Annotated in this window: 12 protein-coding genes and 1 riboswitch; of the genes, 5 read left to right on the top strand and 7 right to left on the bottom strand. The window is 72.5% G+C overall.

Going from position 1 to position 12435, the window contains the following annotated elements; translation table 11 throughout:
- Nucleotides 1-293: 293 nt before the first annotated feature.
- The 4 genes from ACFWI8_RS19120 to ACFWI8_RS19105 all read left to right on the top strand — a co-directional run bounded on the left by ACFWI8_RS19120 (nt 294) and on the right by ACFWI8_RS19105 (nt 6237).
- Entirely contained in the window at nt 294-797 is a 504-nt protein-coding gene (locus ACFWI8_RS19120) for a GNAT family N-acetyltransferase (RefSeq protein WP_387092699.1), read from the top strand.
- 115 nt (nt 798-912) lie between these two features.
- Entirely contained in the window at nt 913-2346 is a 1434-nt protein-coding gene (locus tag ACFWI8_RS19115) for a DUF2079 domain-containing protein (protein WP_387092696.1), read from the top strand.
- Between the two features lie 172 nt (nt 2347-2518).
- Nucleotides 2519-2685, top strand: a riboswitch (cobalamin riboswitch).
- Nucleotides 2686-2860: 175 nt separating this feature from the next.
- Nucleotides 2861-5221 (top strand): ribonucleoside-diphosphate reductase subunit alpha, encoded by a 2361-nt coding sequence (locus ACFWI8_RS19110; protein WP_387092693.1) that lies wholly within the window; start codon nt 2861-2863, stop codon nt 5219-5221.
- Nucleotides 5222-5280: 59 nt separating this feature from the next.
- A complete protein-coding gene (locus ACFWI8_RS19105; protein ID WP_387092795.1) occupies nt 5281-6237 on the top strand; it encodes a ribonucleotide-diphosphate reductase subunit beta in 957 nt (318 codons plus the stop codon).
- 57 nt (nt 6238-6294) lie between these two features.
- Here the strand turns inward: ACFWI8_RS19105 and ACFWI8_RS19100 are convergent, their stop codons facing one another.
- The gene (locus ACFWI8_RS19100) at nt 6295-7086 is read right to left on the bottom strand and encodes a class I SAM-dependent methyltransferase (protein WP_387092690.1); all 792 of its coding nucleotides are present in this window, start codon (nt 7084-7086) and stop codon (nt 6295-6297) included.
- A gap of 360 nt (nt 7087-7446) precedes the next feature.
- Nucleotides 7447-8163, bottom strand: a complete 717-nt coding sequence (locus ACFWI8_RS19095) for a TetR/AcrR family transcriptional regulator (protein ID WP_387092687.1) — start codon at nt 8161-8163, stop codon at nt 7447-7449.
- Between the two features lie 100 nt (nt 8164-8263).
- On the opposite strand from ACFWI8_RS19095, the gene ACFWI8_RS19090 reads away from it, so the two are divergent.
- Nucleotides 8264-8965 (top strand): NAD(P)-dependent oxidoreductase, encoded by a 702-nt coding sequence (locus ACFWI8_RS19090; RefSeq protein ID WP_387092684.1) that lies wholly within the window; start codon nt 8264-8266, stop codon nt 8963-8965.
- 200 nt (nt 8966-9165) lie between these two features.
- Here ACFWI8_RS19090 and ACFWI8_RS19085 read toward each other — a convergent pair whose 3' ends face one another.
- The 5 genes from ACFWI8_RS19085 to ACFWI8_RS19065 form a co-directional block, all read right to left on the bottom strand.
- Entirely contained in the window at nt 9166-9429 is a 264-nt protein-coding gene (locus ACFWI8_RS19085; protein ID WP_387092681.1) for a type II toxin-antitoxin system RelE/ParE family toxin, read from the bottom strand.
- Entirely contained in the window at nt 9422-9688 is a 267-nt protein-coding gene (locus ACFWI8_RS19080; protein ID WP_387092679.1) for a type II toxin-antitoxin system Phd/YefM family antitoxin, read from the bottom strand. The genes ACFWI8_RS19085 and ACFWI8_RS19080 overlap by 8 nt, the downstream gene beginning before the upstream one ends.
- Before the next feature lie 146 nt (nt 9689-9834).
- Nucleotides 9835-10569 (bottom strand): D-Ala-D-Ala carboxypeptidase family metallohydrolase, encoded by a 735-nt coding sequence (locus tag ACFWI8_RS19075; protein ID WP_387092676.1) that lies wholly within the window; start codon nt 10567-10569, stop codon nt 9835-9837.
- An 83-nt stretch (nt 10570-10652) separates the two neighbouring features.
- Complete coding sequence (def, locus tag ACFWI8_RS19070) at nt 10653-11282, bottom strand: peptide deformylase (RefSeq protein WP_387092673.1); 630 nt, start codon at nt 11280-11282, stop codon at nt 10653-10655.
- 103 nt (nt 11283-11385) lie between these two features.
- Complete coding sequence (locus tag ACFWI8_RS19065; protein ID WP_387092670.1) at nt 11386-12381, bottom strand: tetratricopeptide repeat protein; 996 nt, start codon at nt 12379-12381, stop codon at nt 11386-11388.
- Nucleotides 12382-12435 lie beyond the last annotated feature (54 nt).

The following is a 12435-nucleotide window of genomic DNA, read 5'->3' as shown; positions in this document are numbered from 1 at the left end:
CCCCCGCCACCACCCGCCAGGCGGCGCCGCCGCGCAGCCCCGGTGGGGTGCCGGCGCGACCACCGACGTGCGCCCCGCCTCCGGCAGCTCTCCCCCGCCCGCCGATTCGGCCCACCGTCCCGGGCCGCCGGGCGGAGGCTGCGCCGCGCCCGTCTGACCGGCACCGCCGCGCCGCAGGCGCCGGCAGGCACCGGCCGGCGCGGCAGGTGCGCCGAAACCCGCTGGCGCGGGACGGGTCCCTGCTCCGAGAATCGGCGCTCGGTGGGACGGCGCCGGGCGGAGAGGGGCAGGACGTGGCCGAGCGGGGCGTGGCGTTGCGTGTCGTGGACGAGGAGACGCTGGGCGGGCTGCTCGCGGCGGCGGTCGCCGACGCGGCGCCCGAGGACGTGATGCCGCCGGTCGCCGGTCCGCCCGGGTGGACGGCGGACCGCCGGGAGGCGTTCCTGGCCTGGCACCGGGCCCGCGGCGCCGGGCTCGACGGGCCGGCCCGCGAGGCCACCTACGCCGTCGTCCACGACGGGCGGATCGTCGGTTCCGTGCGGCTGGCCAGGGCGGGCGCCCCCAGCGATCTCGAGACCGGCATCTGGCTCGGGCGCTCGCACCGCGGCCGCGGCATCGGCACCGCCGCCCTGCGGCTGCTGCGCGCGGAGGCGCGGCGCGTCGGCGGCCGGGTGCTGGTCGCCGACACCACGGCGGACAACGCACCGGCGGTCGCGGCCCTGCGGCGGCTCGGCGCCACGCTGAGCCGGCGGCCGGACGGCGTCGCGGTCAGCGCCAGGCTGCCGCTCGGCGAGTAGCCGCCCCGGGTCGGGAACCGTCGGGGCCGGCCGGACGTCCTTCCTGCGGCGGGGCGGGCCACCGGCGCGGCACCGCCCTCGCGCCCCGACCCCTCGCGACCGCAGCGGTGTCCCGATGACCAGCACCACCCACACGCCCATGAAAACCCCACCGCAGGCTGTCGCGCGGCCGACCCCGCGGTGGGGGTCGCGCCTGCCGTCGGACGGCGTGCTGCTGGCCATCGGGTTCTTCGTCGTCTACGCCACGCTCTCCGTCACCCGCCATCTCCGCTGGGAGAACCGTTCCTGGGACCTGGGGATATTCGAGCAGGCCATCGGCGCCTACGCCCGGCTGAGCGAGCCGGTCGCCGACCTCAAGGGGCCCGGGTTCCCGATACTGGGCGACCACTTCAGCCCGATCACGGCGCTGCTCGCGCCGCTGTACCGGGTCTTCCCGTCGCCCGTCACCCTGCTCGTCGCGCAGGCGGCCCTGTTCGCGCTCGCCGTGGTGCCGGTGACGCGTGGCGCGGCCTTCCTGCTCGGCCGCCCGGCGGGTGCCGCGATCGGCGCGGCGTTCGGCCTCTCCTGGGGCATGCAGCGGGCGGTGGACTTCGACTTCCACGAGATCTGCTTCGCCGTCCCGCTGATCGCCTTCTCCCTGGAGGCCGTGCTGCGGCAGCGCTGGCGCGCCGCGCTCTGCTGGTCGCTGCCGCTCCTGCTGGTCAAGGAGGACCTGGGCCTGACGGTGGCCGTGCTCGCCCTGGTGGTGGCGTGGCGCGCCCACCAGGCCGGGCACGTGCGGGCGACCAGGTCGGCACTGGCGGTGGCCGGGTTCGCCGTGCTGGCGTGCGCGCTGGTGATAGGCGTGGTGATACCGGGGTTCAACGCGGCCGGCGGCTACGACTACTGGGCCAAGGTGGACGAGGGCGGCGGCCCGCTGGACGCGCTGTTCACCGCGACCGACACCAAGCTGCGCACCCTGCTGTGGATCCTGGTCCCGACCACCGGGCTGCTGGCGCTGCGCTCGCCGCTGCTGCTCGTCGTGCTGCCGACACTCGCCTGGCGGTTCGCGTCGCAGGAGCCGAACTACTGGGGCACCGACTTCCACTACAGCGCCGTGCTGATGCCCGTCACGGCGCTGGCCCTTGCCGACGCCGTCGCCCGCTCCCGGGACTCCCGCAGGCCGTGGCTGCGGGCCTACGCCCGCCAGTTGCCCGCCGCGGCCCTGGCGGCCGCGCTGGCGCTCTCCACGACGCTGCCGGTCGCCACCCTCACGCACGCCGACACCTACCGCCCGGGGCCGGTCGCCGAGGCCGGTGAGCGGGTGCTGGCCGCCGTCCCCGACGGCGCGGACGTCGCGGCCAACGTCCGGCCCATCTCCCATCTCACGCAGCGCGCCCGGGTGTTCTGGATCGGCGACCCACGAACTCCGGCCCCCGAGTACGTCGCCTACTACGACCCGGCCAGGGACGCGGCCGGCATGCTCGCCTACGCCCGGCAGCTGTATCCGGACGCGGCCTACCGGGTGACGGCGAGTGAGGCCGGCTTCTGGGTGTTGCGCCGCGACTGACCGCCGCGCACATTCGCGATCGCACACGCGGAAACATCCCCACCCCGAGCCCGACCCGTCGCCGCACACCCTCGGGCCCCCATGCCACGGCGAGCACCCCGGCCGTGGGTCGACCCAACGGGCATTCGCTTGTTCGCTCCCCTCGCTCCGTCACCAAGGGGACACGGAACACAACATATAGGGGTGCTCAGTTGGGGCAGCACAAGATGTATGCTCTTCCTCGTTGTCGCCCAGGGGAATCCGGTGAGAGTCCGGAACTGTCCCGCAACGGTGTGCGACGGCGGGATCCGTCCCGTCTGTCGTCAAGTCCGGTCGCCTGGCTGGCAGCCACAGACGTCCGGGCCTCGAGGACTGGGCCGACGGACGCAGCGCGGCATGCCTTTGCCTTACCACACGCATGCCGGGTGCGCCCGTCCCGCCCGGCCCTCGAAAGCCCGCCGCGGAACGCCGCGCGCGACCCCGTTCGGGCCGGCGCTCCGCGGTCGATTCGGTTCGATTCGAGGGAGAGCATCGAGTGACCATCGCACCCGTCGCACCCGCGGAGCCGGTTACAGCCTCGCAGTCACCCACGCTGTCGAAGGTGCTGGCCGACCTCACCGGCGACCTGCCCGCCACCGACCCCGCGCGGGTCGAGGCGGCCGTGCTGCGCGGCCGGCACGCCGGCTCCGACGAGGCCGAGCTGCGCTCGCTGGCCATCGAGGCCGCCGCCGGCCTGATCGCCGAGGAGCCCCAGTACTCGCGCCTGGCGGCCCGGCTCCTCACCCTCGCCATCCGCGAGGAGGCCGCCGGGCAGGGTGCCGACTCGTTCTCCGCCTCCATCGCCGTCGGCCATCGCGAGGGCCTGATCGGCGACCGCACCGCCGGGTTCGTCCGCCGCCACGCCTCCCGCCTCGACGCCCTCGTCGAGCACGCCGTCACCACCGGCGCCGACGACCGCTTCGAGTACTTCGGGCTGCGCACCGTCGAGTCCCGCTACGTGCTGCGCCACCCGATCACCCGCAAGGTCATCGAGACCCCCCAGCACTTCCTGCTGCGGGTGGCCTGCGGCCTGGCCGAGGACGACTCGGAGCGGGCGCTGGCGGACGTGGCCGAGCTCTACCGGCTCACCAGCACCCTGGCGTACCTGCCGTCGTCCCCCACCCTGTTCAACTCGGGCACCCGCCACCCGCAGATGTCCTCCTGCTACCTGCTGGACTCCCCCGCGGACGAGTTGGACTCCATCTACGAGCGCTACCACCAGATCGCCAGGCTCTCCAAGCACGCCGGCGGCATCGGCCTGTCCTACTCCCGGATCCGGGCCCGTGGTTCGCTGATCCGCGGCACGAACGGCAAGTCCAACGGCATCGTCCCGTTCCTGCGCACCCTCGACTCCTCGGTGGCCGCCGTCAACCAGGGCGGCCGGCGCAAGGGCGCGGCCTGCGTCTACCTGGAGACGTGGCACGCGGACATCGAGGAGTTCCTGGAACTCCGCGACAACACGGGCGAGGAGGCGCGCCGCACCCACAACCTCAACCTCGCGCACTGGATCCCCGACGAGTTCATGCGGCGCGTCGAGGCGGACGCCGACTGGTCGCTGTTCTCGCCCGCCGACACGCCCGAGCTCGTCGACCTGTGGGGCGAGGAGTTCGACGCCGCCTACCGCCGCGCCGAGCAGGCCGGGCTCGCGCAGCGCACCATCCCGGCCCGCCAGCTGTACGCCCGGATGATGCGCACCCTGGCCCAGACCGGCAACGGCTGGATGACGTTCAAGGACGCCGCCAACCGCACCGCCAACCAGACCGCCAGGCCCGGCGCCATCGTGCACTCCTCGAACCTGTGCACGGAGATCCTGGAGGTCACGAACGACGGCGAGACGGCCGTCTGCAACCTGGGCTCGGTCAACCTCGCCGCCCACCTGGGCGACGACGGCGAGATGGACTGGGAGCGGCTCGACGCCACCGTGCGCACGGCCGTCGTCTTCCTGGACCGCGTCGTCGACCTGAACTTCTACCCCACGGCCCAGGCCGGCGCCTCCAACTCCCGCTGGCGGCCGGTGGCGTTGGGCGTGATGGGCCTGCAGGACGTGTTCTTCAGGCTCGGCCTCCCCTTCGACTCCCCCGCGGCGCGCGAGCTGTCCACCCGGATCGCCGAGCGCATCATGCTCACCGCCTACGAGACCTCGGCCGACCTGGCCGAGCGGCACGGCAGGCACCGGGCCTGGGCCGAGACCCGCACCGCCGACGGCGTGTTCCACCCCGACCACTACCCGGAGGCCACCGCCGCCTGGCCCGAGCGCTGGGCCGCGCTGCGCGAGCGCGTCGCCCACACCGGCATGCGCAACTCGCTGCTGCTCGCCATCGCGCCGACCGCGACCATCGCGTCCATCGCCGGCGTCTACGAGTGCATCGAGCCGCAGGTGTCCAACCTCTTCAAGCGGGAGACGCTGAGCGGCGAGTTCCTCCAGGTCAACTCGTACCTGGTCGACGAGCTCAAGAAGCTCGGTCTCTGGCACGACGCGACCCGCGAGGCGCTGCGCGAGGCCAACGGCTCGGTCGCCGAACTCCCCGGCCTGCCGGACGAGTTGAAGGCCCTGTACCGGACCGCGTGGGAGCTGCCGCAGCGCGCCCTGATCGACATGGCGGCGGCCCGCACCCCGTACCTGGACCAGAGCCAGTCCCTGAACCTGTTCATGGCCGCGCCCACCATCGGCAAGCTCAGCTCGATGTACGCCTACGCGTGGAAGAAGGGCCTCAAGACCACCTACTACCTGCGCTCGCGCCCGGCCACCCGGATCGCCCAGGCGGCCCGCGCCGCCGCCCCCGCCGTCACCGTCGTCCCCGAGCAGGCCGTCGCCTGCTCCCTGGAGAACCCCGAGTCCTGCGAGGCCTGCCAGTGACCACCACCGTCCCCACCAAGAACCTGCTCGACCCGGGCTTCGAACTGACGCTCCGCCCGATGCGCTACCCGGCGTTCTACGAGCGCTACCGGGACGCCATCAAGAACACCTGGACGGTGGAGGAGGTCGACCTCCACTCCGACGTGGCCGACCTGGCCAAACTCTCGCCGGGCGAGCAGCACCTGATCGGCCGCCTGGTGGCGTTCTTCGCCACCGGCGACTCGATCGTCGCCAACAACCTGGTGCTGACCCTCTACAAGCACATCAACTCCCCCGAGGCCAGGCTCTACCTGTCGCGGCAGCTGTTCGAGGAGGCCGTGCACGTCCAGTTCTACCTGACGCTGCTCGACACCTACCTGCCCGACCCGGACGACCGCGCCGAGGCGTTCGCGGCCGTGGAGAGCATCCCGTCCATCCGCGAGAAGGCGCAGTTCTGCTTCCGCTGGATCGACTCGGTGGACGACCTCGACCGGTTGGAGTCCAAGGCCGACCGCCGCCGCTTCCTGCTCAACCTGATCTGCTTCGCGGCCTGCATCGAGGGGCTGTTCTTCTACGGCGCCTTCGCCTACGTCTACTGGTTCCGCTCGCGCGGCCTGCTGCACGGCCTGGCCACCGGCACCAACTGGGTGTTCAGGGACGAGAGCTGCCACATGGACTTCGCGTTCCACGTGGTCGACACGGTCCGCGAGGAGGAGCCGGACCTGTTCGACGAGGAGATGGAGCGGCAGGTCACGGACATGCTGAAGGAGGCCGTGGAGGCCGAGCTCCAGTTCGCCCGCGACCTGTGCGGGGAAGGACTGCCCGGCATGAACACCGACTCCATGCGCGAGTACCTGGAGTGCGTCGCCGACCAGCGGCTGGCCCGGCTCGGCCTCAAGCCGGTCTACGGCTCCCGCAACCCGTTCGCGTTCATGGAGCTGCAGAACGTCCAGGAGCTGACGAACTTCTTCGAGCGCCGCCCGTCCGCCTACCAGGTGGCGGTCGAGGGCAACGTCTCCTTCGACGACGAGTTCTGACCCGCGCCCTCCGCCGACCGGCCCGCCGCAGCTCCCGCGCGGCGGGTCGGTCGGCTTTCAACCGCGCCGGGCGAGCAGCGCGACGACCTCCACCCGCTCCACGAACTCCCGCCGCCCGCCAAGCGCACGGCCCAACTCCTCGGCGAAGGCGGCGCGTTCCCCGGGCGGCGGCAGCGCGCTCGGCGGCATCGCGGAGAACACCTCGCCGACCAGTCGGCCGAGGTCGAACGCGTGCTCGTGGCCGTGGGCGACCTCCCGCACCTCCCGGAATCCCGCGGCGGCCAGCGCCCGCGCGTAACGGCGGCGGTCCTCGGCGCCGGTGCCACAGGTGGCGACGAGTTCGGTGTCCAGGCGTCGTTCCAGGAAGGCGCGCAACGCGCGTGACCAGTCGGCGGGTTGGAGCCACAGCGGGGTCCCGTTGGAGACCACACCGACGCCGCCGCCGGGGCGCAACAGCGGAGCGAGGGCGGGAAACAGCGCGTCGGGGTCCATCCAGTGCAGGGCCTGTCCGATGACGACAAGGCCGAGGCCGGGCCCGCCAACGAGCGGAGCCAGCGCGGGCACGTCGCGGTCGGCGCCGAGGACCCAGGTCACGTTCCGCACCCCGTCGCGCTCGGCGGCGGCACACGCCTGCCGCAGCATGTCCGGCTCCGGGTCCATGCCGACGGCCGCCCTCGCTCGCGCGGCGAGCGGGATGGCGAGTTGGCCGGTGCCGCAGCCCAGATCGAGGACGACGTCCTCGGCGCCGAGGCCGACGTGTTCGGCGAGCGCGTCGAGCACCGGAGCCGGATAGCCCCGGCGGAAGGCGGCGTGGAACGCGGCGACCTCGCCGCCGAAGGAAACCGTCACACCGGCTTCCTGCCCGGCACGGCCCGGGCCAGGCTCTGCCGTCGGCCAAGTCCTGTCCGGGCGTTCTTCGAGGAGCAGCCCGCGGCGTCAGACGCGGTGCTCCCCCAGCTAACGGCCCCCAGCTAACGGCCCCCAGCTAACGGCCCTTAACTAACGCTGGGAGGTACCCCCAGGGAGGTACCCACCATTCGCTTCGCTCAAGGCACCCCCACGCGGCGGAGCCGCACATCGACAGCAGCGCAGCTCATACTCGGCCGTACTCGCGCGCAGCGCCCGATATGCCGCTCCGCGACGCGGGGTAACGCAACGAGGTGCCGTAGCTGGCGTCGCGGCATCGAAGAAGATCGCCCCGGACAGGGCCTAAGCCGCCGGGGGGATGCCGAGGGTGCGGACGAGGTGGGTCAGCTCCTCCTGGAAGAGCTTCTCGGGGCTGGTGGTCTGGGTGTTCAGGTGGCCGTAGATCTCCAGGGAGACCAGGCCGTGCAGGCGACCCCAGATGCTGAGGGCGAGGGCCACGGCGGCCGGCGGGAGGTCGGGGAAGGCGGGGCGGACCTTGGCCAGCAGACCCGGGTCGAAGTCGGACCACTGGAACTCGCTGTCGCCGTAGAGGCGTCGGGCGTGCGGCCAGGCGGCGTCCGCGACGGCGGTGAGGACCAGGCAGACGCGCTGTGCGGCGTCCGGGGCCGGGCCGCCCTCGGGGGGCTGGTAGCCGGGGACCGGGTCGCCGTAGACGAGCCGGAAGCCCTCGGGGTTGGCCAGGGTCCAGTCGCGGAAGGCGCCGGCCCAGGCGCGGATCCGGGTGGCCGGGTCCTCGCCGGCCGTCGCGTCCCAGGCCGCGCCGACGGTGTCGGCCAGCGCGGTGTACAAGTCCCTGATCAGCGTGGTGACGAGGGCGTCGCGGGTGGCGAAGTAGCCGTAGATGGCGTTGGCCGTCATGCCCATCTCCCGGGCGATGGCCCGCAGGGTGATGGCGTCGGGCCCGCCCTCGGCCATCAGCGCGAGCGCGACCTGCTTGATCTCGGCCGTCGTCTCGGCCCGCAGCCGCTCGCGCCGATTCCTGGTGCCGGTGCCTGCCATCCGCACACTCTACAGCGTCACTGAGCCGATTGCCGTTTCAAAACTTCACGCCGTATAGTTCCCACACGCCGTACCAAACCAGTCAGGCAGGAGCTCAACCATGCACATCGGAGTGATCGGGGCCACCGGCACCATCGGCAGCCGGGTCGTCAGCGAGGCGCTCGACCGAGGCCACCGCGTCACGGCCTTCAGCCGCGACGCCTCGACGATCGGGGACGACCGGGAGAACCTCGCCTGGGCCAGCCTCGACGTCCTCGACCCGGACGCCGTCGCCGCCGCACTCCCCGGCCTCGACGTCCTCATCAGCGGCTTCCAGCCCGGCAACGCCGCCAAGGACTTCGCCGACACCGTCGAGCGCTCGATAGCCGACCCCACCCGCTACGCCACCGCGGCCCGGTCGCTGCTGAAGGCGCTGGAGAGCCGGCCACGCGTCCGACTCATCGTGATCGGCGGCGCCGGCAGCCTGGAGATCGCGCCGGGGGTGGTGCGGGCCGACTCGGACGAACTCCTGCACGAGGCCCTCGACCAGCTCGGACTGCCCAGGGAGTACGCGGCGGCGGTGCGCGGCCACCGGGACGCGCTCAACGTGCTGCGCACCTCGAACCGGCTGTGGACCTACTTCAGCCCGGCCGAGGAGATCGCCCCCGGCGAGCGCACCGGCCGCTACCGCCTCGGCGGCGACCAGCCGGTCCTCGACGCCGCGGGGCGCAGCCGGATCTCGGTGGAGGACGCCGCCATGGCGCTGGTCGACGAGGCCGAACTGCCGCGCTTCGTCCAGCGCCGCTTCACCATCGGCTACTAGAAGGACGGACGACCGACTCGGCGGTTCCCGTGGGGGACGGCATCAGAGGCGAGAACGTGGCGGCACGGGAATGGGGAGGAGGGCGCGACAGGAAGGGATACACCCGATGGCGGGACATCCGTGACAGCTACGTCGAGCGCGCGGGCGGCGAGGAGGCTCTCACGCGAGGCAGGGGGGATCAGGGCGATGCCGATCACCCTTCAGGAGTCGTAGACGGCCGATCGATGCCCGACCTGGATGGCCCACACCACGAGATCGCCGTTGTCGATGGTGTAGATCACACGGTAGTCGCCGACCCTCAACCGGCGTCGATCCGGTTGGGAGACGAGTGACGTGGTGTGGAGGCCGAGCGGATCCGCCTCCAGTTCGGTGAGCTTGGCCAGAATCCGGAGCGCCATGCCCCGGGGGATCTTTCGGAGCTCCGCTTGAGCCTCGGGATGGAAGACGGTGCGGTACCTACTCACTGCGCGCCAGCGTCTCCCTCATGACGTCCTCGAGGGGGACGCCGGCCACCGGCTTCGCCATGCGCTCGTCGATGATCCGGTTGATCTCGCGCTCCTCCCACTCCTGGTACCTGCGCAGGACATCGATCGGCACGACGGCGGCCACCTCCTTCCCCCGCCGTGTGATGACCGTGGGCGTGTCGTCGCGGTCGGCACGATCGACCACCTCGGCGAGATGGGAACGAACGTCGCGGATGGACTCTATGGGCATCTTGACCATTTCTTCAGTGTACCGAGTGTGCCATGTGTACACCACGCCCCCGCACAGCCTCCTGGACGGGCCCCAGGGCTGTGTCGCCTCGCTGCGGCTCGGCGTCTGAGGGAGCGGCGGGGGCCGGCGCGGCCCCCGCCGCGGGGCGTCGGGCGTCAGATGCCGCAGCTCGGCGCCGACCAGAAGCGCGAGGACCGGTTGGCGACGTGGGCGTGGTCGTTGTGGTCCGGGTAGCCGGGGCCCAGGATCTCGTTGAAGCCGTGGTAGCGGGCGCGCTGCGCGAGGGTGCACAGCGAGGGCGTGCCGGTCAGGTCGACCCCGTCGCCGTAGAGGTGCCGGCTGGTTGAGGAGCCGCCGGCCGCGTTGTTGCAGGCGTAGGAGCGGAAGCCGCTGCTGACGGTGATGGCCCGGTCGCCGAGCGCGTGCCGCAGGGCCTCCAGTTTCCACATGCTGACCAGCGCGTTGGCCCTGGCCGTCGCGGCGCTGACCGCGCCGCCCGACCAGTCGGAGTTGCAGCGGTTGAGCTCGGCGTAGCTGAAGTGGACGGGCGTGCAGTCGGCGTCCTGGAGCGCGTAGATCTGGTTGAAGGTCTGAGAGCCGGCGACGCCGTCGGCGCTGAGGCCGTACGCCTGCTGGAAGCGGGTGACGGCGGCCGCGGTGGCGGGGCCGTAGGAGCCGTCGATGGCCAGCACCTCGCCGTAGGCCGGGTAGCCGGCGACCCGGATCTGGAGCTGCCGGACGTCCTCGCCGGAGGCGCCCTGGCCGAGGGTGCGGTTCCAGGTGTAGCAGGCGTCGGCCTGGGCCGTGCCGGCCGTGAGGACCCCGCCGACCAACACCACTGAGGCGATCATGACAAGTGACAGAAGGAGACGTGCCGCGTGTCTGAGCATGCCGACAGCGTGGCCGAGGGGTCAACGCGCGTCAACCGTGCGAAGCCGAAAGGGCCCCGAAGGGCCCTACACGGCACGGCGGTTCAGTCGTTGGGCACCGTCTCGTAGCGCGGGGTGCCCTCCTCCATCATCTTCAGGGCCTTCTTGCGCTCCCGCTTGGAGAGCCGGTCGATGTACAGCCGGCCGTGGAGGTGGTCCGTCTCGTGCTGCAGGCAGCGCGCGAAGTAGCCGGTGCCGCGCACCGCGATCGGCTTGCCCGTGGCGTCCTGCCCCCGCACCACCGCGACATCGGGCCGCGCCAACTCCGCGTAGGCCGTCGGCACCGACAGGCAGCCCTCGTTGTTGTCGTCCAACACCCGCTCTTCGGCCGGCAGTTCGTCGAGCACCGGGTTGCAGACCACGCCCACGTGCCGCACGCCGTCGTCGTCGGCGCAGTCGTAGACGAAGACCTTCAGGTCGACGCCGATCTGGTTGGCCGCCAGGCCGACGCCCTCGGCCGCCCGCTGGCTGGCGAACATGTCGTCGATCAGCGCGGCGAGCTCGTCACCGAACTCCGTGACGTCCTTGACCTCCCGGTGCAGCAGCGGGTGCCCGAAGACGGTGATCGGCCGGGCCGTGCCCCGCTCGCGGTGCGCGCGCTCCCGCTCCTCGCAGTCCTCGGTGTCGACGACGAACTCGTCGCTGATCCGCTCATCGGTGTCTTGCTGCGCCATGGTGTCCGCCGTCTGCCTTCCGGGGTGCTGCTCGCGGTAACCCGTACAGCTTACGGCGCCCGCCGGCCGGCCCGAGCTGCCTCCGCGGAGAAGGGCGACCGGCTCAGCAGACCTCTTCCAGATCACGCCAGTCCCTGGTGTCCTCGCTGTCGGCCACCCAGCCGTCCAGCAGCCCCCGCACCAGCTGCTCGGGCGCAGCCAGGCCGCACTCGCGCTCCGGGGACCACAGGGCGCCCGTGCCCGTGTGCCCGAGCGGCCCGGGACGCCCCGGCACGCTGTGGTCGTGCGGGTCGTGCTGGGCCAGGCCGTCGCCCTGCTCGCTCGGCATCCGGCTCTCCGAGCAGGCACGACACAGCAGCCGGACCGACGACGACCAGTCCTCGGCCGCGTAGCCCGCGTCGGCCGCCAGCCGCTCCAGCGCGTCCCGGTCGGCCTCGGTCGCCGCCTCGATCAACACCACCCAGGTGGGCACGGCGGACGGCGCCCACAGCTCGATCTCGTCGAAGACCGGGTAGACCGAGGTGACGCCCCCGGCGGTCATGGTGCGCTCGCCGCGCGGCACGCCGTCGTGCAGCACCACCTCGCCCCAGCGGCGGCCGGAGGACGGCAGCGGGATGTTCTGCACCTCGATCCTGGCCGGGTCGAGCCGCCGACCCCAGACCACCTCGGCCTCACCCTCGGGCGAGAGCCGCACCGCGGCCCCGCCCAGGTCCATGCCGAGCGGCTCACCCCCGGCCGCCGAGCCGGCGTCCGGCACCGGCAGCCCGTACGCCTGCCAGGCACGCCGGGCCAGCGGCCAGTCCTGGAGGGCGGTGGCGGCGATGCCGACGTTCCACCAGTCGGGTGCGCCGGTGTCCTTCTCCAGCAGCGCCACGGCCCGCAGCCCGGCCGACCTCGCCTGCTCCCAGTCGTGCCGGAACTTGTACAGCAGGGCCAGGTTGAACCAGGACTCGGACAGCCAGGGCTCGAGATCGGCGGCACGGGTGAGCAGCGCGCCCGCGTCCTCGTAGCGGCCGTCGTCGATGAGGGTGAACGCCCGGTCGGTGGCAAGCCGCCAGTCCGAGGACGGCCGCTGCCTGACCCTGCCGAAGATCCTCACATGTCCCGCCTGATTCCCGCTTCACAGCGTCTACTTCACAGTCTTCCTGTCCTG

The sequence above is a fragment of the Streptomyces sp. NPDC127098 genome (assembly GCF_042722465.1).
In the GTDB taxonomy this organism is placed as follows: domain Bacteria; phylum Actinomycetota; class Actinomycetes; order Streptomycetales; family Streptomycetaceae; genus Streptomyces; species Streptomyces millisiae.
The sequence above is the reverse complement of the archived record's forward strand: the minus strand, read 5'-3'. Positions and strand labels throughout refer to the sequence as shown.

Excerpts from the sequence above, each read along its gene's own strand:
- ACFWI8_RS19115 (WP_387092696.1), top strand. The coding sequence starts at position 913 with ATGACCAGCACCACCCACACGCCCATGAAAACCCCACCGCAGGCTGTC.
- ACFWI8_RS19105 (WP_387092795.1), top strand. The coding sequence starts at position 5,281 with ATGCGCTACCCGGCGTTCTACGAGCGCTACCGGGACGCCATCAAGAAC.
- ACFWI8_RS19095 (WP_387092687.1), bottom strand. The coding sequence starts at position 8,163 with ATGGCAGGCACCGGCACCAGGAATCGGCGCGAGCGGCTGCGGGCCGAG.
- ACFWI8_RS19090 (WP_387092684.1), top strand. The coding sequence starts at position 8,264 with ATGCACATCGGAGTGATCGGGGCCACCGGCACCATCGGCAGCCGGGTC.
- ACFWI8_RS19080 (WP_387092679.1), bottom strand. The coding sequence starts at position 9,688 with ATGGTCAAGATGCCCATAGAGTCCATCCGCGACGTTCGTTCCCATCTC.
- ACFWI8_RS19075 (WP_387092676.1), bottom strand. The coding sequence starts at position 10,569 with ATGCTCAGACACGCGGCACGTCTCCTTCTGTCACTTGTCATGATCGCC.
- def (WP_387092673.1), bottom strand. The coding sequence starts at position 11,282 with ATGGCGCAGCAAGACACCGATGAGCGGATCAGCGACGAGTTCGTCGTC.